Annotated in this window: 16 protein-coding genes and 2 rRNA genes; 14 read left to right on the forward strand and 4 right to left on the reverse strand. The window is 40.6% G+C overall.

What is annotated here, in order from left to right:
- Window positions 1-116: 116 nt before the first annotated feature.
- Together MKY08_RS00605 and rrf are read left to right on the forward strand one after the other, a co-directional pair.
- A 23S ribosomal RNA gene (locus MKY08_RS00605) occupies window positions 117-3,044 on the forward strand.
- Window positions 3,045-3,232: 188 nt separating this feature from the next.
- A 5S ribosomal RNA gene (gene rrf / locus MKY08_RS00610) occupies window positions 3,233-3,348 on the forward strand.
- A gap of 82 nt (window positions 3,349-3,430) precedes the next feature.
- On the opposite strand, the gene MKY08_RS00615 is transcribed toward rrf, so the two are convergent.
- Window positions 3,431-4,102, reverse strand: a complete 672-nt coding sequence (locus MKY08_RS00615) for a LytTR family DNA-binding domain-containing protein (protein ID WP_069508718.1) — start codon at window positions 4,100-4,102, stop codon at window positions 3,431-3,433.
- A gap of 214 nt (window positions 4,103-4,316) precedes the next feature.
- Here MKY08_RS00615 and aceA point away from each other — a divergent pair, with 214 nt between their 5' ends.
- From aceA to MKY08_RS00655, 8 genes are all read left to right on the forward strand, one after another.
- On the forward strand, window positions 4,317-5,600 hold the full coding sequence (gene aceA / locus MKY08_RS00620; RefSeq protein ID WP_069508721.1) for an isocitrate lyase: 1,284 nt from the start codon (window positions 4,317-4,319) through the stop codon (window positions 5,598-5,600).
- Window positions 5,601-5,699: 99 nt separating this feature from the next.
- A complete protein-coding gene (gene aceB, locus MKY08_RS00625; protein WP_069508723.1) occupies window positions 5,700-7,298 on the forward strand; it encodes a malate synthase A in 1,599 nt (532 codons plus the stop codon).
- 270 nt (window positions 7,299-7,568) lie between these two features.
- Window positions 7,569-8,741, forward strand: a complete 1,173-nt coding sequence (locus tag MKY08_RS00630; protein ID WP_069508725.1) for an alanine--glyoxylate aminotransferase family protein — start codon at window positions 7,569-7,571, stop codon at window positions 8,739-8,741.
- A gap of 275 nt (window positions 8,742-9,016) precedes the next feature.
- On the forward strand, window positions 9,017-9,412 hold the full coding sequence (locus tag MKY08_RS00635; RefSeq protein ID WP_069508727.1) for a GntR family transcriptional regulator: 396 nt from the start codon (window positions 9,017-9,019) through the stop codon (window positions 9,410-9,412).
- Window position 9,413: 1 nt separating this feature from the next.
- The gene (locus MKY08_RS00640) at window positions 9,414-10,511 is read left to right on the forward strand and encodes a DUF5808 domain-containing protein (protein WP_069508729.1); all 1,098 of its coding nucleotides are present in this window, start codon (window positions 9,414-9,416) and stop codon (window positions 10,509-10,511) included.
- Between the two features lie 71 nt (window positions 10,512-10,582).
- Window positions 10,583-11,257, forward strand: a complete 675-nt coding sequence (locus MKY08_RS00645; protein ID WP_069508731.1) for a response regulator transcription factor — start codon at window positions 10,583-10,585, stop codon at window positions 11,255-11,257.
- On the forward strand, window positions 11,254-12,624 hold the full coding sequence (locus MKY08_RS00650) for a HAMP domain-containing sensor histidine kinase (RefSeq protein WP_069508733.1): 1,371 nt from the start codon (window positions 11,254-11,256) through the stop codon (window positions 12,622-12,624). Before MKY08_RS00645 ends, MKY08_RS00650 begins: the two co-directional genes overlap by 4 nt.
- A gap of 72 nt (window positions 12,625-12,696) precedes the next feature.
- Entirely contained in the window at window positions 12,697-13,101 is a 405-nt protein-coding gene (locus MKY08_RS00655) for a hypothetical protein (RefSeq protein ID WP_024360807.1), read from the forward strand.
- 151 nt (window positions 13,102-13,252) lie between these two features.
- On the opposite strand, the gene MKY08_RS00660 is transcribed toward MKY08_RS00655, so the two are convergent.
- On the reverse strand, window positions 13,253-15,190 hold the full coding sequence (locus MKY08_RS00660) for a tetratricopeptide repeat protein (RefSeq protein WP_256093111.1): 1,938 nt from the start codon (window positions 15,188-15,190) through the stop codon (window positions 13,253-13,255).
- A gap of 162 nt (window positions 15,191-15,352) precedes the next feature.
- On the opposite strand from MKY08_RS00660, the gene MKY08_RS00665 reads away from it, so the two are divergent.
- From MKY08_RS00665 to MKY08_RS00680, 4 genes are all read left to right on the forward strand, one after another.
- Window positions 15,353-16,051, forward strand: coding sequence for a glycosyltransferase family 2 protein (locus MKY08_RS00665; protein WP_069508843.1), 699 nt, complete (start codon window positions 15,353-15,355; stop codon window positions 16,049-16,051).
- A gap of 101 nt (window positions 16,052-16,152) precedes the next feature.
- Window positions 16,153-16,413, forward strand: coding sequence for a metal-sensitive transcriptional regulator (locus tag MKY08_RS00670; protein ID WP_024360805.1), 261 nt, complete (start codon window positions 16,153-16,155; stop codon window positions 16,411-16,413).
- A gap of 372 nt (window positions 16,414-16,785) precedes the next feature.
- On the forward strand, window positions 16,786-17,937 hold the full coding sequence (locus MKY08_RS00675; protein WP_069508735.1) for a transglutaminase domain-containing protein: 1,152 nt from the start codon (window positions 16,786-16,788) through the stop codon (window positions 17,935-17,937).
- Window positions 17,938-18,082: 145 nt separating this feature from the next.
- Window positions 18,083-19,375 (forward strand): transglutaminase domain-containing protein, encoded by a 1,293-nt coding sequence (locus tag MKY08_RS00680; protein ID WP_069508737.1) that lies wholly within the window; start codon window positions 18,083-18,085, stop codon window positions 19,373-19,375.
- A gap of 150 nt (window positions 19,376-19,525) precedes the next feature.
- On the opposite strand, the gene MKY08_RS00685 is transcribed toward MKY08_RS00680, so the two are convergent.
- Together MKY08_RS00685 and argH are read right to left on the reverse strand one after the other, a co-directional pair.
- Window positions 19,526-20,473 (reverse strand): BadF/BadG/BcrA/BcrD ATPase family protein, encoded by a 948-nt coding sequence (locus MKY08_RS00685; protein WP_069508739.1) that lies wholly within the window; start codon window positions 20,471-20,473, stop codon window positions 19,526-19,528.
- Entirely contained in the window at window positions 20,470-21,984 is a 1,515-nt protein-coding gene (gene argH, locus MKY08_RS00690) for an argininosuccinate lyase (RefSeq protein WP_069508740.1), read from the reverse strand. The genes MKY08_RS00685 and argH overlap by 4 nt, the downstream gene beginning before the upstream one ends.
- Between the last annotated feature and the right edge of the window lie 14 nt (window positions 21,985-21,998).

A 21,998-nucleotide genomic window follows, 5' to 3' on the forward strand; every position in this document is an offset into this window, starting at 1 on the left:
TTCGAGATACGAGTAAGACAAGGAAGCGATTGAGTGAGAGAAGGAGCGTACCTCTGTACGTGACTGACCGAACGAATGAAGCTGACGCTGGATTACGATGTATATCGGAAGCTGCAGGTTAAGTTATTAAGGGCGCACGGCGAATGCCTTGGCACTAGGAGCCGAAGAAGGACGGCACTAACACCGATATGCTTCGGGGAGCTGTAAGTGAGCTTTGATCCGGAGATTTCCGAATGGGGGAACCCACTACGTTTAATCGCGTAGTATCTTGACGTGAATACATAGCGTCTTGAAGGCAGACCCAGGGAACTGAAACATCTAAGTACCTGGAGGAAGAGAAAGAAAAATCGATTCCCTGAGTAGCGGCGAGCGAAACGGGAAGAGCCCAAACCAAGAGGCTTGCCTCTTGGGGTTGTAGGACACTCTATACGGAGTTACAAAGGAATGAGTTAGATGAAGCGACTTGGAAAGGTCCGCCAGAGCAGGTAAAAGCCCTGTAGTCGAAAGTTCATTCCCTCCAGAGTGGATCCTGAGTACGGCGGAACACGTGAAATTCCGTCGGAATCCGGGAGGACCATCTCCCAAGGCTAAATACTACCTAGTGACCGATAGTGAACCAGTACCGTGAGGGAAAGGTGAAAAGCACCCCGGGAGGGGAGTGAAAGAGATCCTGAAACCGTGTGCCTACAAGTAGTTAGAGCCCGTTAATGGGTGATAGCGTGCCTTTTGTAGAATGAACCGGCGAGTTACGATTACGTGCGAGGTTAAGCTTTAGAAGGCGGAGCCGCAGCGAAAGCGAGTCTGAATAGGGCGAATTAGTACGTGGTCGTAGACCCGAAACCAGGTGATCTACCCATGTCCAGGGTGAAGGTGAGGTAACACTTACTGGAGGCCCGAACCCACGCACGTTGAAAAGTGCGGGGATGAGGTGTGGGTAGCGGAGAAATTCCAATCGAACTTGGAGATAGCTGGTTCTCTCCGAAATAGCTTTAGGGCTAGCCTCGTGATGAGAATACTGGAGGTAGAGCACTGTTTGGACTAGGGGGCCATCCCGGTTTACCGAATTCAGACAAACTCCGAATGCCAGATATTTATACACGGGAGTCAGACTGCGAGTGATAAGATCCGTAGTCAAAAGGGAAACAGCCCAGACCACCAGCTAAGGTCCCAAAGTAATCGTTAAGTGGAAAAGGATGTGGCGTTGCACAGACAACCAGGATGTTGGCTTAGAAGCAGCCATCATTTAAAGAGTGCGTAATAGCTCACTGGTCGAGTGACGCTGCGCCGAAAATGTATCGGGGCTAAACGATTCACCGAAGCTGTGGATTGACATCTACGATGTCAGTGGTAGGAGAGCGTTCTAAGTGCGTTGAAGTCAGACCGGAAGGACTGGTGGAGCGCTTAGAAGTGAGAATGCCGGTATGAGTAGCGAAAGACGGGTGAGAATCCCGTCCACCGTATGACTAAGGTTTCCTGAGGAAGGCTCGTCCGCTCAGGGTTAGTCGGGACCTAAGCCGAGGCCGATAGGCGTAGGCGATGGACAACAGGTTGATATTCCTGTACCACCTCCTCACCGTTTGAGAAATGGGGGGACGCAGTAGGATAGGGTAAGCGCGCCGTTGGTTGTGCGCGTCCAAGCAGTAAGGCGTGTGTGTAGGCAAATCCGCACACTGTAACGTTGAGCTGTGATGGCGAGTCCGTATGGACGAAGTTCCTGATTTCACACTGCCAAGAAAAGCCTCTATCGAGGTGAGAGGTGCCCGTACCGCAAACCGACACAGGTAGTCGAGGAGAGAATCCTAAGGTGTGCGAGAGAACTCTCGTTAAGGAACTCGGCAAAATGACCCCGTAACTTCGGGAGAAGGGGTGCTCTTGAGCGTGCAAGCGCATGAGAGCCGCAGTGAATAGGCCCAGGCGACTGTTTAGCAAAAACACAGGTCTCTGCAAAACCGTAAGGTGACGTATAGGGGCTGACGCCTGCCCGGTGCTGGAAGGTTAAGAGGAGTGGTTAGCGCAAGCGAAGCTGCGAATTGAAGCCCCAGTAAACGGCGGCCGTAACTATAACGGTCCTAAGGTAGCGAAATTCCTTGTCGGGTAAGTTCCGACCCGCACGAAAGGCGTAACGATCTGGGCACTGTCTCAACGAGAGACTCGGTGAAATTATAGTACCTGTGAAGATGCAGGTTACCCGCGACAGGACGGAAAGACCCCGTGGAGCTTTACTGTAGCCTGATATTGAATTTTGGTACAACTTGTACAGGATAGGTAGGAGCCAGAGATCTCGGAGCGCCAGCTTCGAAGGAGGCGTCGGTGGGATACTACCCTGGTTGTATTGAAATTCTAACCCATGCCCCTTAGCGGGGCAGGAGACAGTGTCAGGCGGACAGTTTGACTGGGGCGGTCGCCTCCTAAAAGGTAACGGAGGCGCCCAAAGGTTCCCTCAGAATGGTTGGAAATCATTCGTAGAGTGTAAAGGCACAAGGGAGCTTGACTGCGAGACCTACAAGTCGAGCAGGGTCGAAAGACGGGCTTAGTGATCCGGTGGTTCCGCATGGAAGGGCCATCGCTCAACGGATAAAAGCTACCCCGGGGATAACAGGCTTATCTCCCCCAAGAGTCCACATCGACGGGGAGGTTTGGCACCTCGATGTCGGCTCATCGCATCCTGGGGCTGTAGTCGGTCCCAAGGGTTGGGCTGTTCGCCCATTAAAGCGGTACGCGAGCTGGGTTCAGAACGTCGTGAGACAGTTCGGTCCCTATCCGTCGTGGGCGTAGGAAATTTGAGAGGAGCTGTCCTTAGTACGAGAGGACCGGGATGGACACACCGCTGGTGTACCAGTTGTCTTGCCAAAGGCATCGCTGGGTAGCTATGTGTGGACGGGATAAGTGCTGAAAGCATCTAAGCATGAAGCCCCCCTCAAGATGAGATTTCCCATTACGCAAGTAAGTAAGATCCCTCAAAGACGATGAGGTAGATAGGTTCGAGGTGGAAGTGTGGTGACACATGGAGCTGACGAATACTAATCGATCGAGGACTTAACCAAAAAAGTTTGAAACATTCAATGCACCGTTTATCCAGTTTTGAAAGAACAATCTTTCTAAAAAGAGAGCTTCAAGACACAAGTAGAACAAGGAAGCAAACAAGTGATTGAAGGAGCGTACCTTTGTACGTGACTGATTGAACGAGAGAAGCTGACGCAGTAATACGCCGTGTAATGGAGGTCGAATATAGTCTAGTGATGATGGCAAAGAGGTCACACCCGTTCCCATACCGAACACGGAAGTTAAGCTCTTTAGCGCCGATGGTAGTTGGGGGCTTCCCCCTGTGAGAGTAGGACGTCGCTAGGCAAATAAAAACCTGAGAATTTATTCTCAGGTTTTTTTGTGTCAATACTTGAACAGCTGTCTTCTGCAGCTGTTTTTATTTTTGTTAAAATTCGAGCGCATTACGTAGGTTATTAAGATAGGATTGGCTGACAGGTAATTCTGTACCATCCTTTAAAGTAACAATGAAATTCGAAGTAAGATCACGCGCCATTTTTTTTATGAAATGAATATTCACTATATAGGATCTATGAATGCGTATAAAAAACGGAGGTAAACGCATTTGTAATTCTTTAAGTGTAATGCTTGTTTTAAACTGTTCCTTTTCTACATAAAACCAAGTTTTTTTCTGGAGACTCTCAATATAAGAAATTTTATCGATTACTACAGGGGTCCATTCTTCTTCCTGTTTCCCTGTTAAAAATTGATAAGGTTCCAATTTTTGTGCAGTAAAAGTTGAAGGTAAAACAACTACTAATGCCGCTGGTGTGTCCTGAATATGTACTGGGTAGCCAATACCATAATAGGGTGTACCAAATAAAGTATTATCTAATATTGCGTCTGTACGTTTATTTGTGCGTAATACTTGCTCTGCAATACTCCCTGGTTCAACTTGCCGTCCTACTTCTAGATGAATACCATGATATCCAGAGTTAAAGTAAATATAGGAGTTGTCTACAGCAATGGCGATGGACGAGTTGGGTGGAATCCAGTCTTGTAACATCGTAATAAATTGTTGTGCAATACTTTTTTGTACAGCATTGATTTCATTTTTCATTGTGAATAGCCCCCTTGTTTGTAAACAGTTTACCAAATTTTGTCGCTTAAAAAAGCGGTTTCATCATCAAAATTTGGTCTTTTATCAAAAAATAGTGAAAATTCAGATGTACTGTTATATATTAATTTACAACAAATAAACCTGTTATGGAACAGAAATTAAAAAGTTTTTTAACAGAGTATATTTTACACAAAGGGGAAGGTGGAATTTCAATATGTCAACACGTCAAGAAAAAATTCAAGCTTTAGAAAAACAATGGGCAGAAAACCCACGTTGGGCTGGTATTGAACGCGCTTATACGGCTGAAGAGGTAGTTAAATTACAAGGTTCTGTTGTAATTGAACAAACTTTAGCAACTAAAGGCGCTAAACGACTTTGGAAATCATTACAAGAAGAACCGTTTATTAATGCATTAGGTGCATTAACTGGTAATCAAGCGGTTCAACAAGTAAAAGCAGGATTAAAAGCAATCTACTTATCTGGCTGGCAAGTAGCTGCTGATGCTAACCTTTCAGGTCAAATGTACCCTGACCAATCTTTATACCCAGCTAACTCTGTACCAGCTGTAGTAAAACGTATCAACCAAGCGTTACAACGCGCTGATCAAATCGACCATGCTGAAGGACGTGTAGACGATTTCGATTGGTTTGCACCAATCGTAGCTGATGCTGAAGCAGGCTTCGGTGGTCCTTTAAACGTATTCGAACTAGTTAAAGGAATGATCGAAGCAGGAGCTGCCGGTGTACATTTAGAAGACCAATTAGCTTCTGAGAAAAAATGTGGACACTTAGGTGGTAAAGTATTACTTCCTACACAAAACGCAGTTCGTAACTTAATTGCTGCTCGTCTTGCAACAGATGTAATGGGCGTAGATACAATCTTAATCGCACGTACAGATGCTGATGCTGCAGATATGGTAACTTCTGATATTGACCCACGTGATGCTGAATTTATTACTGGCGAACGTACACCAGAAGGCTTCTTCCGTACAACACCAGGTATTAAACAAGCGATTGCTCGTGGTTTAGCTTACGCACCATATGCAGATTTAATCTGGTGTGAAACGTCTAAGCCGTCACTTGAAGAAGCTCGTGAATTCGCAGCAGCGATTCATGCTGAATTCCCTGGTAAAATGCTTGCTTATAACTGTTCACCTTCATTTAACTGGAAAGCAAACCTTTCAGAAGAAGAAATTGCAGAATATCAACGTGAGTTAGGTAAATTGGGTTACAAATTCCAATTCGTTACATTAGCTGGCTTCCATGCATTAAACCACTCTATGTTCGAACTAGCTCATGACTATAAAGATAATGGCATGGCTGCATACTCTAAACTACAACAAGCTGAGTTTGCTTCTGAATCTAAAGGCTATACAGCTACTCGCCACCAACGCGAAGTAGGTACTGGTTACTTCGATGATGTGTCACAAGTTATTTCAGGTGGTACTTCTTCAACAACAGCTATGGCTGGTTCTACAGAAACAGAACAATTCGTTTAATTCAATTACGTTAATTCCTAAATTCATAATCATAGATAAGTTTCCCTCGCACCTCCTAAGCGGGGGAAACTTAAATCACGAGAGGTGGGGGAACTACTAATGGAACAGGCAACTACAGGTAAGCTTAAAATTGTTGGGGAACAAAACGAGCAAACAAAGGAAGTTTTAACACCGGAGGCCCTTGAGTTTGTTCTTGCCCTGCATGAAAAGTTTGATGCTCGTCGTAAAGAGCTTTTAGAGGCTCGTCAAGAACGTCAGAAGCGTCTAGATGCTGGTGAGAAACTCGACTTCCTACCAGAAACGAAGCATATTCGTGAGGGAGATTGGACGATTGCGCCACTGCCTGCGGATTTACAAGATCGACGCGTAGAAATTACTGGACCAGTAGACCGTAAAATGGTTATTAACGCATTAAATTCTGGTGCGAAAATGTTCATGGCTTGCTTTGAGGATGCTTCAGCTCCGACTTGGGAAAACATGATTTCTGGTCAAATTAATATGCGTGATGCCATTAATAAGACGATTGAATTTACTCAAGCGTCAAACGGTAAAACGTATAAATTAAATAAAGAGACAGCGGTATTACTAGTACGTCCACGTGGTCTTCATTTACTTGAAAAACATGTGTTGGTAGATGGTGAGCCTGTTTCAGGTAGTTTCTTCGATTTTGGTCTTTATTTATTCCACAATGCTAAAAATGCATTGGCAAAGGGCACGGGTCCATACTTCTATCTACCGAAGTTAGAAAGTCATTTAGAGGCTCGCTTGTGGAATGATGTCTTTGTCTTTGCACAAGATTACATTGGTATTCCACAAGGTACAATTAGAGCAACAGTTTTAATTGAAACAATATTAGCTGCATTTGAAATGGATGAAATTTTATACGAGCTTCGCGATCATTCAGCAGGTCTAAATTGTGGCCGTTGGGATTATATTTTCAGCTACATTAAACGCCTGCGCAATCAACCTGATGTAATCTTACCTGATCGCGGTCAAGTAACAATGACAGTTCCATTCATGAAGGCTTATACGTCTTTATGTATCCAAACATGTCATAAACGCAACGCACCTGCTATGGGTGGTATGGCTGCACAAATACCTGTTAAAGGCGATGATGAGGCGAATGCAGTAGCATTTGCAAAGGTTGCGGAAGATAAACGTCGTGAAGCAACGGATGGTCATGATGGAACTTGGGTAGCACACCCTGGCATGGTGGCAACAGCTATGGAGCAGTTTGATGCGATTATGAAAACACCAAACCAAATCCATAAAAAACGCGAAGATGTGAATGTAAAGGCTGAAGATTTAGTAGCTGTTCCAGAAGGGACAATTACCCTTGAAGGTCTTCGTATTAACTGTAGCGTAGGAGTTCAGTACATTGCTTCTTGGTTACGAGGCAACGGAGCTGCACCAATTAACAACTTGATGGAAGATGCTGCAACTGCAGAAATCTCCCGTACACAAGTATGGCAATGGATTCGTCATCCAAAGGGTATTTTAGATGATGGACGTGGTATTACATTAGCATTTGTGCTAGAAATATTGGAAGAAGAGCTTGTGAAAATTAAAGAGGCTGTTGGGGAACAAGCCTATAATAGTGGTCGCTATGCTGAAGCTGCTGAACTGTTTAAATCTTTAATTGAGCAAGATGAATTCGTGGAATTCTTGACACTTCCAGGCTATGAAAAATTAAGTTAATTGATAGAAATCTACTAACGAACATATCTAACTTTCCTTAAACACTGTGGGCTGAACTCGAATGCAGCTCACTATTTCCACTAAAGTAACGAGCGGAGTCTGTTCCTCCGTTTCTTACAAAAAATGAGCACTGTTTAATAAAAGGGGTCTACTTATATTAATCGTAAGTATTGAGATTTAAAAATGGGGTGCAAGATGTCTTACAAGCTTTGATGGGGGCTTGTAAGGCATTTTTCTATACTTAGAAAATTATTTAGAGGGGGAAAAGAGATGAGTACTAATAAAGAAATACTATTAATTCCTGGTCCTACACCAGTAGTTGAGGAAATATATGATGCTTTGGCAAGCGAAACACGTGGGCATACAGATCCACGCTTTGTTGCAATTTATAAAAATGCATTAGCACAAACAAAAAAACTATTCCAAACGGATGGTGAAGTGTTTGTACTAGCAGGTTCTGGAACGCTAGCAATGGAAATGGCGATTGTTAATACAGTGGGTAAGGGAGAAAAAATACTCGTTATTAGTCACGGATATTTTGGTGATCGTTTTAAGCCTTTAGCAACTGCTTATGGTATTCAGGTAGACGTGTTACAAGCAGAATGGGGAAAACAAGTTGAACCAGCAACAGTAAAGGCAAAATTAGCTGAAGCTAATTATAAGGCCGTCACTATTACACATGCAGATACATCTACAGGCGTCGCTTCGGATCTAGATGCATTGGTACCTATTATTAAAAGTGCGGGGGCTTTAATTATTTTAGATGGTGTTGTCGCAACAGCAGCGCTAGATGAAAATATGAATAAAACATATGGTCATCCTGACTATAAATTAGATGTTGTACTAACTGGTTCACAAAAAGCAATCGGGATACCACCAGGTTTAGCCATTATCGCCTTTAATCAATCGGCATTAAAGGCTCGTGAAGCACTAGGAACGATACCCGCATACTATAGTGATATAGAAAATTGGATTCCGGTTATGAATGATCCAGGGAAATATTTTGCAACACCACCTGTAAATTTAATTTATGCTTATGATGTCGCTATGAAGATGGTTTTAGATGAAGGGATTGCTAAGCGTGAGGCACGTCATCTAGCGTACGGTCGCGCTGTGCGTTTAGCATTATCTACGTATGGCATGAAGGCACTAGCTGACGAGACAGTAGCAGCTCCAACTTTAAGTTGTATGCTCTATCCAGAGGGCGTAGAGGATGCCAAGTTCCGTGCGAAACTTGCTGAAAAAGGTGTAATTGTTGCTGGGGCTTTGGCTCATTTAGCAGGTAAAGCATTCCGTATTGGGCATATGGGCAATACAACACCTGCAATGCTTGAACAAGCCGTGAGACGAATTGGTGAATCACTTAATGAATTAGGACATGCAGTAGTAGTAGAAGAAGCAGTTGCACGTTTAAAAGAACAATTAGCAATAGGAACGAATTAATATTAGAAGAGATGTCTCAAAAGTGCATGAGACATCTCTTTTGTTATTTAACCTAAGAATCGCTTGCAAATAAGGTTCAGAGTAGAAAAGCGGCAAGCATGTTTGGGATGATAGTAATAAAGTTGCTACCTGTACAAAGAAAATGAGAAGCAAATTGTCTTTGTAAGAAAGTTCATTGCAAAACAATTTAAGCCCTTACAGAATAGCTCCTTTTTCTATGCATAAAATGTGATATTTGTTATACTTATTATATAACAAATATGGAGTTGATCTAGATGTTTATTCAAATAGAGCCATTATCGAATGTACCGATCTATGAACAGGTTACACGGCAAATTATAGAGGGCATTGCGAGAGGGGACATGGGACCGGGGGATACATTGCCGTCGGTACGAAGTTTAGCAGCCGATTTAGGTGTCAATATGCATACGGTTAATAAGAGTTACCATGAACTTGAGGCGAAGGGCATTATAACGATTCGTGCTAAATCAGGAGCAATTATTCGTTCAATGGAGGAGCGTGCATTAACGCCTGAACAATTGCAGCAGATTGAAAAAAATTTAAAGCCTGTTGTGGCAGAAGGAATGGTGCTCGGTGCAACAGTAGATCAAATAGAGCACATGATGAAAAAGGTATTCGCTGACTTGCAACTGCCAGCAGAAGGGGTGTAGCATGCTACTAGGTATTTTTACAATAATGTATGTCATGACATTAGCCATGCAAGTTTTTGTCCCTTACATTGTACGTGAGACTATTGTATTTGGCGTTACTGTACCAGAACAAAATATAAAGCATTCTGCATTAGCTCTTGCGAAAAAACGTTATGCGCAAACAGTAGGGCTTTTTGGCGTGCTGATTTTAATACTTATGCTAATGCTTAACTGGTCGCTTGCACCTTCTGAAAGTGCACAAGGCATCCTTTTACTAAGCTGTTTATTTGGCATGCTGGCGATTAGTATGGTGTTATACTGGTTAAACCATCAGAAAGTGATGAAGTTGAAAATACGCGAGCAATGGGGCATGAATATAAAACAGGTGCGAGCAGTTGATTTAACTGCTCGTAGTCGTGATGAAATGCTGCCATGGCCCTTCTATGTGGTGCCTATAGGCGTTACGATTTTTCTTATTATTTTTACATTATTACATTATAGTCAAATACCAAATGCTGTAGCGGTGCATTGGGGACCAAGTGGAGCGGCGGATGCATGGCGAGAAAAAACCTATTTTATTGCGATTTCATTACCACTAGTTATGTTGATGATGCAATGTATGATGTGGGGCACTGCAGATTCACTCAAGCGTTCGGCTATTCGAATGTCTATTAATCGTCAGCAGGAGTCATTAGAAAATGAATTAAAAACACGAAAGTTTATGAGCTGGAATATAGCATTGATTAGCTATAGTTTAACCGCATTATTGACCATACTACAGCTAAGTAATATCTATCCTTCAATGGCTGAAGGCAATAAACTATTACCATTCTTTATTGCATTTCTATTTTTAATTTTAGGTTCAGTGCTAGTGTATGCATGGAAAAAGCGACAATTACGGTTGAAATATGAAGATAATGTGGTGTCAGAGGTAATGGATATTGATGAGGATCGTTACTGGAAAGGCGGTCTTATTTATATGAATCGTCAGGACCCATCTGTTTTTGTAGAAAAACGTTTTGGTGTAGGCTGGACAATGAATTTTGCAAATCCAAGAGGCTATATTGTCATTGTTTTACCACTACTGCTATTGCTGCTGATTTCTATAATTTCTTTTTAGTGCCAGTCACCCAAACAATTCTGATAATTTAGGATAGAAGGCGCTAGTATATTGAACGGAGGCAAGAGGGAATGAAAATTTTAGTTGTCGATGATGATGTGCATATTTTGCAGTTAGTGAATATTTATTTAACTCGCGAAGGCTATCAAGTCATGCAGGCAGAGAATGGGGAACAAGCTCTGCAATTGCTGGATGGAAATATGCCCGATTTGGCAGTAGTGGATGTCATGATGCCAGGAATGGATGGTTTTACGCTAACAGAAATTTTAAGTAAGGATTATGATATCCCTGTGCTGTTATTAACGGCTAAGGGAGAGCTTGAAGATAAGGAACGTGGCTTTTTAGCAGGTTCGGATGACTATGTCGTTAAGCCGTTCGAGCCAAAGGAATTACTGTTTCGCATTGCAGCTATTTTGCGTAGGCTTGATAAAAAAAATCAAGTAACAATACAGGTCGGCAAGCTGGAAATTGATCGCCGCAGCTTTGAGGTTACAATTGGTGGTGACACGCTTCTGTTACCTTTAAAAGAGTTTGAGCTGTTAGCGCTACTGGCTTCTCGTCCAAATCAAGTATTTACACGTAGCATTATTATGGAGCAAGTATGGGGTTACGACTATGAAGGTGATGAACAAACATTAAATACACATGTGAAGCGGATTCGTGAGCGATTGCATCGTTACAATACAGATGTCGAAATTACAACGGTGCGTGGCGTCGGTTATAAGCTTGAGGTAAGTGCACCATGAAAACGTTATATAGTAAATTTGTTATCACGACCATGCTCATTATGATTGGCAGTTTATGTATTGGATTTTTAATGACGAATACATATTATCACCAAGTGACTAAAGAAAAAAATGATGCAAAAAACGTTGCGATTGCACAAGATATTGCCGACTATATTGAATCAGCGAAAGAAATGGATTTAGAAAATTATTTAACAACGCTTGGCGATATTGGGTATCAAATATATGTTACAACTGGAGAGGAACATCGCTTTTTTGGTGGCGAATACCGCGATAAGAAATTGCCCACTGATATTATCCAGCAAGTATTAGAAGGGGAAGTCTATCATGGGATGCGAGATTTTCCAAAAGAGACTTTTATGACGGGCTTTTTTGCGAATGAGTTAATAAATACTATTGGTGTACCCTTTACGTATCATAACGAGCAATATGCATTGTTTATTCGACCAGATATTCGATTCTTGTTCTCAGAGGCGCATACGTTATTAGGTGGTCTTATTCTTGGCATGGCGGTGATGAGCTTACTTGCCATGTTATTATTTGCAAAGGCACTTATTCGTCCGATTACAAAGTTAACCGAAGCAACTCATCAACTTGCCCATGAAAAGTTTGATACGTTGCTTGAAATTGACCGAGCAGATGAAATTGGACAACTGGCAGATAGTTTTAATGTCATGACAGAAAAACTACAGGAAAATGACAGAATGCGAAAACAGTTTATAAGTAATGTATCCCATGACTTTCAATCGCCATTATTGAATATTCAAGGGTATGTCGATTTATTGAAAAATCCTACGCTTGCAGAACCTGAACGGCAAGAATACGCAACGATTATAGAGCTAGAAACAAAGCGACTATCGACATTGACAAAGCAACTATTGTTGCTGACATCACTCGATCAATCTACCAGAATGCTAAAACGAGAACCGTATCCGTTAGATGAGCAATTGAAAGAAACGGTGCGAAAATATCGATGGCAGTTAGAGGAAGCGAATGTGCAATTATCGTATCAGATTGAGCCAGTTATATATAATGGCGATGCAAGTCTATTGCAAAATGTCTGGGATAATTTATTAACAAACGCCATTAAATATAATGTTAATGGTGGAGACATCCATATCCAACTTCAGGAACAAACGACTTTTGTAGAGGTGTTAGTAAAGGACAGCGGCATTGGTATGACTATAGAACAATTGCAAAAGGTATATGACCGTTTTTATAGAGCTGACGAGTCTAGAACGAAGCAGGGGACAGGTCTCGGTCTTGCAATTGTTAAACAAATTGTTGAATTGCACGGTGGTGAAGTGCAAATGGAAAGTGCTAGGAACGAAGGGACAAGTGTTTGTATACACCTACCAAAATTGTAATATGGAGTTCATGTAAAGTTCATATTCAAACGATACACTTCTACGTAAGTTAAAACTTGGAGGAGTTATCGTATGGAGCAAAAATGGAGTATACGTCTTATTCGACTCGCTGCGATTTTCGCATTGGTGGGTACGTATTTAGGTTCGCATATGTCAGGGTCAGGAAGTTATGAGTTTCGACCAATTCACGCACACGTTTTACTTGTTGGTTGGTTAAGTATGTTTGCATGGGGAATTTTCTACCGTGCCTTTAAAGTAAAATCACAAAAGTTAGTGACCTTACACGGCTGGACGGCAATTATTGGCGTCTTCGGCTTAACACTTGGAATGTGGTTCTACAATATTAATCCATTCAACTTTAATCATACATTGACTTTAGTTTTCTTTATTGTCGGTGGTACAACTTTATTAATTAGTTTTGCGCTATTTATCGTTGTAACATTTATGATTAATCAAAAAGAAGAAATGAAAAACTAATATAAAAACCGCGTCAATAACTAACGCGGTTAGCATGTAGGCAAATTCAATAAAATTTGAATTTGCCTACATTTTTAATTTTACGGACGATTGCTTATAGGTGCTCCCTTTTTTACAAGTACGACTCGCACTAGTTCGCCTCAGGACGCACTTATGTTAAATGTTCTAGTGATTTTTTTAGCCAACGTGTTGCCTCATTATAATCTTGAGCAACGCCTTGTCCTTTTTTATAAAGCATACCAAGCTGAAATTGCGCTTTTTGATGTCCCTTGTTGGCAGCAAGTCGATAAAGTTGTGCTGCTTTGGCAAAATCTTTAGGCACACCTTGTCCATGACTATGCATTTGGGCTAACTGGAATTGAGCTTTAGCATGTCCTTTACTCGCTGCTTGTTCAATCCATTTTGCAGCCTCTGTAAAATCTTGCTTTACACCTTTCCCCTTATCAAATAAATTACCAAGTTGATATTGCGCACCTGAATGTCCTTGAAGAGCGGCAAGCCTATAGCAACGTCGAGCTTCATCTAAGTCTTGGGGAACCCCTAAACCTTGTTCATATAATAATCCTAGCTGATACTCCGCCTGAATATGAGATTGGTCAGTTGCAGCTCTCCACCATCTCACTGCTTCAGTATAATTCAATGTAACACCTGTGCCTTTTGCATAAAGAAGCCCCAGCTCGAATTGAGCATCAGCATAGCCTTTGTCAGCAGCCATTTTAAAATAGGGCAATGCTTTATCGGGCTGTTGAAGTTGATAAACATAAAGAAGCCCCAGCTCGTAGCCAGCACTAATATGACCGCTGTCAGCGGCAAGTTGTAACCAACTTTCTGCTCGTGTGTTATCCTTCTCCTTTTGGTAGAGGATACCAAGGCAATATTGCGCATTGGTATGTCCGTTATGGGCAGCAAGTTTAAACCATTTCATTGCTTCAACGTGATCCTGCTGTATACCTAATCCTGAATTGTATAGCATCGCTAATTGAAATTCGGCATTGGTATGGTCTTGAAGAGCGGCTAAATGGAACCATCTTGCGGCTTCCTCCATATTTTGTGAGATACCACGACCTTTAAGATACATATACCCAAGGTTATATTGCGCGCTTGCATCTCCAGCAAGTGCTGCCATTTCAAAATAGGCTATCGCTTCCTCAAAGCTTTGTTGCACACCAGTTCCATTATGATAAAGAAAACCGAGATTATTTTGTGCACTAGTGTTCCCTTGATTGGCAGCTGAAATATACCATTTTGCAGCCTCTGTAAAATTAACAGGAAGCCCAAGCCCTTGATTATAAAGTACACCTAGATTGTACTGTGCGTCGGCGTTTCCTAAATCCGCGGCTGATTTATAATATTTTGCAGCCTCTTCATAATTTTGTGCAACACCTTGTCCTAAATGGTAAAGCACCCCTAAACTATAAAGTGCGTTCGCATCATGTTGTGCGGCTGCTTTCTCATACCATGTTTTTGCAGCAATATAATCTTTTTGGACACCACGACCATGATTATAAAGGAAGCCTAAATTGTATTGTGCACTTGCATTGCCTTTTTTAGCAGCTAATTCAAACCAACTAGCCGCATGTTCATAGTCCTTTGCAGAGTAGTGATCCAGCGTCTTCGTATCGATTGGCGGCAAAATATCTTCAAATTTAGCGTCTTTTCGCGAGGACATGGAAATTTTAAGTTTCCGATCATAACGATGAATAAACCATTCAACGATATCACTAACGTAATCTAGGACAATTTTGGCTGCTTTTGCTTCAACAATGTCATTATTGCTAGTACTTGTCATTTTTAGGACAAGCTCCATTAATAAATAAATGCGACGTGGATGTATTTTTGCTATAAACGTACGATTATTTAATAGTGTTCGCATATTTTTTATTTTAGGTTTAGCGTGCATTTCCAGCTCGTAAAAGTCATAAACAATCTCCTCGACAACGAGGCGTGACCTATGTAAGGAAATGGAAGGCTGGGATATAGCATGAGTGCTAGCTTCTTCTAGGCTTTCTGCTAAATGCGTAAACGATAATATGTGTAAATTTTTACATTGTTCATGTAGGATTTCATATTGTATAACGATTGTACTCACCTCTTCTTAACCAATTTACGGTAGCAGCCTTTTTTCATATATCGGGAAAATATTAAAGTTATTGATGTTTTGACAATGAATTCATCAGTTGAATTGTCGACATTCCATGGTACTATTTGATATAAGAGTTTGTTTATAGTTATTGGGGGGATTGTTTAATTGATGAAAAACATTGCAGCAATTATTCCAACATATAATCCGCAACAATCATTTGTAACATTCGTACATCAATTATTAGCTACCTCCATTACTCAAGTTATTATTGTGAATGACGGTAGCGATCAAAAGTATACAAGTATTTTTGAAGAGTTAAAGAAAATAGATAGCTGCAAGGTTCTTCAGCATGAACACAATATTGGAAAGGGAGGCGCATTAAAAACTGCATTCTCCTATGTATGGTCTAAACGTGAGAAGTTTCATGGTGTATTAACAGTAGGTGCACATGGGCAACATACGTTACAAGATATCAAACTAGTATTGAACATGACAAAAGTTTTTTCACAAGGTATTGTGCTAGGTATACGAAATTTTCATTCTTCAGATAGTACATTTTTTTCCTATTGGGGAAATCGAGCAACTAGTTTGTTGTTTGAATTACTATTCCATAAAAAACTGATGGATACACAAACAGGTTTGCGTTACATAGCAATTAATGAATTACCATGGCTGATTAAAGTGCAAGGTGATCGTTTTGACTACGATACAAATATGCTTGTCGTCGCTCTAAGAAGGAAATGTCCCATTTTCGAAGTAGAAATTGGTCAGCTACGCATAAAAAAGAATTCAATTATTCAATACGATGAACTAACAAATGCAGGTACTGTCATGACTAAAATGCTTATAAAATATTTAAAACCTTAGCAAGAATGATGTGACAGGTTTATTTCTTATATTTTGTGCTAGGATAAGAATAATAATTACTCAACTGGACGTCACGAGTATAAAAAGAAGGGGTAATGAATGTGGAATATTCAGATCAAGTAAAAAATCGTGTAAAGCGCATGGAAGGTCAGCTACGCGGTATTTTAAAAATGATGGAAGAAGAAAAGGATTGTAAGGCTGTTATTACGCAATTATCAGCAGTGCGTTCAGCAGTAGATCGTACAGTAGGTGTTATTGTGAGTACGAATCTGTTGGAATGTGTCCAAAATGCGGAAGGTGACGGCGAGAAAATGAATGAATTGATTCAAGAGGCAGTTAATTTAGTTGTTAAAAGCCGTTGATTGTTAAGGCTAATATAAAAAGCATAAAATTAAAATGGATTATTGTTAAAGCGACAAGCCCTGCTTCTTCACTTTTCATTGGACAACGGTAAGCCTTCTGAAGGCTCGACGAATTCGTTTTTCAATAAAAGTCGATGTAGCGGGGCTTGTGTCGTCTTACATGTAGTAGTCTAGAAGAAATGAATTTATGAATTTTGCAAAAAATTACTTTAATTTAGTAGATTTATAGTAAAGGTAGGCGTAAAAACCTAATTGTTGGAATGGATTATTGTAGAAAAAAGTCGTATGTAGTGAACTTGTATGATAGATTTAAAGTTGTATTTTCTTTTATAATTAGTATAAAGATATTATATAAGAGAAGGTGAATCTATCTTGAAAAAATGGTTATTAAGCAGTGCAACATTGTTGATGTTAAGCCCAACCGTAGCCAATGCACAAAGTACACAGACTCAACCATTCAATACTCCTGCACCGATTGTATACAATGCGATGGCTAGTACGAAGATAGCAACTGTCGATCAATTAACAAAAGAAATAGCAAAGCAACTTAATAATTTTGCGACTGAAATTAAAGTTACATATAGTGGTTCAATGACGGACATGGATAAGTTTATGGAGGCATTTGAAAAGGCGCAGCAACAAGCTACGTATGCTAGCGGTCATCTTCAAAGCATTTCAATGTCTGCTGACTCTGTCGGGAATGTAACCTATAAAGTAAAATACTTTACAAATGCAACACAAGAAGCGGCTGTACAAAAGAAGATTGATAGCATTTTAAAGACGATTATTAAGCCTTCTATGACACCATTTCAAAAAGTAAAGGCAATCAATGATTATATCGTGTCAAATACTACTTATGGTACAAAAACGAAAGCAAGTCCTCATAGCGCTTACGCATTACTCTTCGAAGGACAAGCTGTATGTCAAGGCTATGCGTTATCAGCTTATAAAATGCTAGAGCAAGCAGGGATTGAAACAAAATATGTAGTAGGTTTTGTGAATGGCAATGAAGCACATGCCTGGAATATGGTGAAGCTTGATGGCAAGTGGTATCATCTGGATACAACTTGGAATGATCCGTTACCAAATCGAATAGGGGCATCTTCCTATGATTACTTCCTTGTTACCGATGCACAACTAAACAAAGACCATACTTGGATTACTACAGATTATCCTGCGGCCACAAGTACTTCTTATAATTTCATGCAAAATGTACATTTTGCACACCAAATCCAAAATACTTTATTTTTCAGCAATACAGCGGATAATGATAAGTTGTATAAACTTGACTTGGTAAGTGGTAAGAAGACGAAGGTGATTGATACTCGTGCACTGTACATTACAGGCGCTGGCGATTATCTTTATTATAGCGATTATAGTAATAGCGGTTACTTAACCAAACTAAATCTTAAAACATTAAAAACAAATGTAGTAGTGAAACAATCTGTAACGGATTTAATGATTAGTAGCGGTTATTTAGTGTATAAAGTTAACGGTAAAGAACAAAAGCAAAAAATTAACTAGTATGCAGTGGACGAACCAGCAGGAAGTTTCTAGATTACCTGTTGAATGCATATATTATTTATAAGCACAAAAGGACTCTTAAATGAGTTCTTTGTGCTTTTTTTGTATATAATGAAAGTAGTGAAACTGTGTGAGGTGAAGATTTTTGTGGAAGAAGCTAGCGATTATAGTAATATTTATCGTTTTTATGGAACCAATCTATACAGCGGGTAAAGCGACAGTTAAGCAAGTCGTAACTTGGGCAAATAATGATGACATCGAAACGATGCTACTAGCAACAAAAGAAAAAATTGTTGATGTTACCACCAAATTTTCAGAAGATGCCTCAATTCAAACAGCCAACCCTGAAGATGTAAAGAACCAAGAGCTAGCGGTCACTGCTCCAGTTGTACAGCAGCCTGAAACAAAGCTTGTTGTTACTAATGCGAAGGAAATGGCGGATGCAATGTACGCCTACTATAGTAGTTTTTCGCCTAGCTTTGAAATTCAATATAAAGGAAGTACGCAACGAATCGAGAAAATTGTGGAGGAGGCTTATGATAGTGCCATTAAACGAGACGATTATGTCTATGGTCATATTAGTAAGCATTCCATACGCTTTGAATATGGTAAAAAAACAGCTAAGATTTTTGGAGAACAAAGCTATTTAATGACACCGGAGCAAGCGGCTTATGTAGAGATGAATGCGCAAGAGATCGTTGCTACGATTGCAAAAAACGCGAAAACGGATGTAGAAAAGATTAAAGCAGTAAATGATTATATAGTAGCCAATACAGCTTATACTGAGCAAACAAAGTCAAGCCCACATAGTGCCTATACGGTGCTGGCCGAGCATGGTGGTGTTTGTCAGGGCTATGCGTTATTAGCACACTCAATGCTGCAAAAACTTGGTTTCGAGACAAAATATATTGTGGGCTATGTCGGCCAAGAAGGCCATGCTTGGAATTTAGTAAAACTCGACGGTCAATGGTATCATCTTGATACAACGTGGAATGATCCGGTGCCTGATCGTAAAGGGGCTATAAGGTATCAATATTTTTTAGTGGATGATCGCACGATGGCACGCGATCACACATGGATAGCGGACGATTATCCGAAAGCAACAAGTACCGCTTATAGCTATTATCAAGATATTGATTTTCCTGCACAGGTAGGAAATCAACTATTCTATAGCAGTATTTCTGATGACAATAGATTATATGTGCTTGATATGACTACCGGCAAAGCACAGCGTGTTACGAAAACGCGTGCCCAATATATCGTTTATGCAGATGGATGGCTATACTTTAGTAATTATTCACATGGTGCTTATTTAACGAAAATTCGCCCCGATGGAAGCGGCGAACAACTGCTAAATAAGGAAGACACGAAAGATTTATTTATTAAGGACGGTTATTTATATTTCATGACGAATGAACTAAAGAAAATGCAACTATAATTGAATGCAGTGGTTGTTGTTGCTGGTTGCGCAGTTTACAGCAGGATGTTTCTCTGTACCAATCATATATTTATAAAGCGATTAAAAGGATAAAAAATCACAAAAGGCGTCGAATAGGACGCCTTTTGTATACTTGGGGGGCGTAGGACATTACAAATTGTCATACGCCCTTTTTGAACGATTGATAATATAAGATATTGGCTGATGTTGACATAAAGAAATGTTAATTTTTGGATACATTGAAGTCATTTCTTGTGAAAATATTTTTAAAATTAGAGGGTTATGTTTGATAGCGCCCCCATTACAATAAAAGTTAAATGGTTCGCCTTGATAACTGATTTTTTTAAGTACCGCACAAGCAAGGAGCACTAATTCATGGGCTGCCTGAGTGGATATTTGAATAGCACATGTATCTTTTTTGGCAACGGCATCGGCCAAAAATGCCCCCATTTTGGCTAATTGTGCATTTGTATAAGAAGGGCGGAATAACCATGCTGCGAGCTCGGTGACATCCTGAATACGTAAATAGTTATAAACAGCATCTTTTAATAGCGTCGCTTCACCTCGGCCATCTTCCATCCGGAAAATGGCACGTATAACTTCCTGCCCAAGCCAATAGCCACTTCCTTCATCGCCCGCACGATGGCCCCAACCACCAGTGCGGGCTATTTGTTGCCCATCGAATGCATAGGCAATAGCCCCAGTTCCTGCGATTAGTAGCGCACCTGCTTGTCCAGCAGTAACACCTAATAAAGTAGCTTGTGCATCATTTTCGACGATTAACGTCTGGATGTCTAGCTGTTCCGCTGTAATTGCCTCATGAACCATTGCAGTCACATTTTGCTGATCCTTTGGAGAATCAATTCCAGCCATAGCAAACGTGGCGACGGCGATTTTAGAGATAGCTTGGTCCTGCAAAAATACTCGAGCTTTGCTTAATAACGCTCGTAGTATTTCTGTTGCAGACGCTATGCCGATTGCCTGATAGTTGGATCCTCCCATTGTTGTTGTATATTGAATTTCACCTGACTCGGCATGTACGATGGCACATGCCGTTTTAGTTGCACCGCCGTCTATTATTAGTAGCCATTTATTCATTGATCCCATTCCTCTATAAACAAAATTAATTGCTTCTCCGCCTCTGTAATAGCTGATTCTTTCTGTTGAATCCACTCAAGTAAGGTATTGGCTTGTGCCTTCGAACGTTCGATAGAAGCCCGCATCGTTTCAGGGGAGGGGCCACCTAGTAATGTTCTGACATTTACGAAGAACTCGGGTTTTAAAGTATGGTAGAAATCTTCTTCAGAAATAACTAACGGTTTGCCAGTAACCAATTTGGCTTGTGTATTGGCTAATCCCCACGTAAGACTTGCCAATGATTCTTCACCGTGAGCAAGCAATACTTTAATACATTTACTTACGATACTATGGGCTTGGCGAAATGAAATACCTTCCGAACGGACTAAAGTATCAGCAAGTTCTGTTACATTGGCAAAGCTATTTTCTGCACGGTTTCGAAGCTTTTTCTTGTTGACATCCATTGTGACAACAAGCGAGCCAAATAATTTATATATACCTATTAATCGATCCATCGCTCTCCATAAATACGGTTGCATATCGTCCTCTGTATCAACAATATCACCAAACGGTGTATTATGTACCATTTGTAGCACTGTACTTGCATCTCCAACAACCGCAGATAATAATGAGCGCGTATGCTCAATGGACACAGGGTTTCGCTTTTGAGGCATAATAGAGCTAATTTGAACGTATGGACTTGCAAGTGTAAAGGCATTGAATTCCTGCGTAGCCCATAGTAAAAAGTCTTGTGAAGTACGGCCGAGGTTCAGTGCCGCAAGCTGCACAATACTTGCTGTTTCAGCAATATAATCAGCTCCAGCAACCGCATCCCACGCATTTTCAATAATATCGTCAAAAGCTAATAAGTCTCGCATACGCTCGCGGCTAATGTTAAAGCCAGTTGTCGTTAAGGCGGCTGCCCCCATACTGCTCCGATTTATCGTTTTATAGCAATGCTGCATGCGCTCAAAATCACGATCTAGCTGATCGATCACAGCTTTTAAATAATGGGCAAAAGTGGTCGGTTGAGCTTGTTGCGTATGTGTATAGCCAATCATGATCGTATCAATATGCTCCTCGGCAGCTGCAATTAAATCACCGCGTAATTTAAGCAATTCCCCCATAAGCATTAATAATTTTTTGCGCAGTGTCATTCGATAAATGGCAATCCCCATATCATTCCGACTTCTACCGATATGAAGATTTCCGGCAACATCACCAGCAAGTTCAATTAATTTATTTTCAATGCGGAAAAATAAATCCTCGTATTGCGGGCTATAATCTTCTATTCGATAATAGTTCAAGTCTAGTTTTTTTAGTGCCAAAGCAATTTGCTTCGCTTCTTCTTTTTTTACAAGTCCTTGTTCTTCTAGCATTTTTAAATGGGCAATATTAATTTGAAGCATAATCGTTAAAAAATTTTTCTTTGCTTCGTCATAAGCCGGTTGCAATACAATTTTACGATAAATATTCGAAGGAAAAATTATTCCATCCTCTTGCTGAATTTTGTTGCGGAAATCTTCAAACATAATTAATGGCCTCC

The sequence above is a fragment of the Lysinibacillus sp. FSL M8-0337 genome, from assembly GCF_038593855.1.
GTDB lineage: Bacteria > Bacillota > Bacilli > Bacillales_A > Planococcaceae > Lysinibacillus > Lysinibacillus sphaericus_D.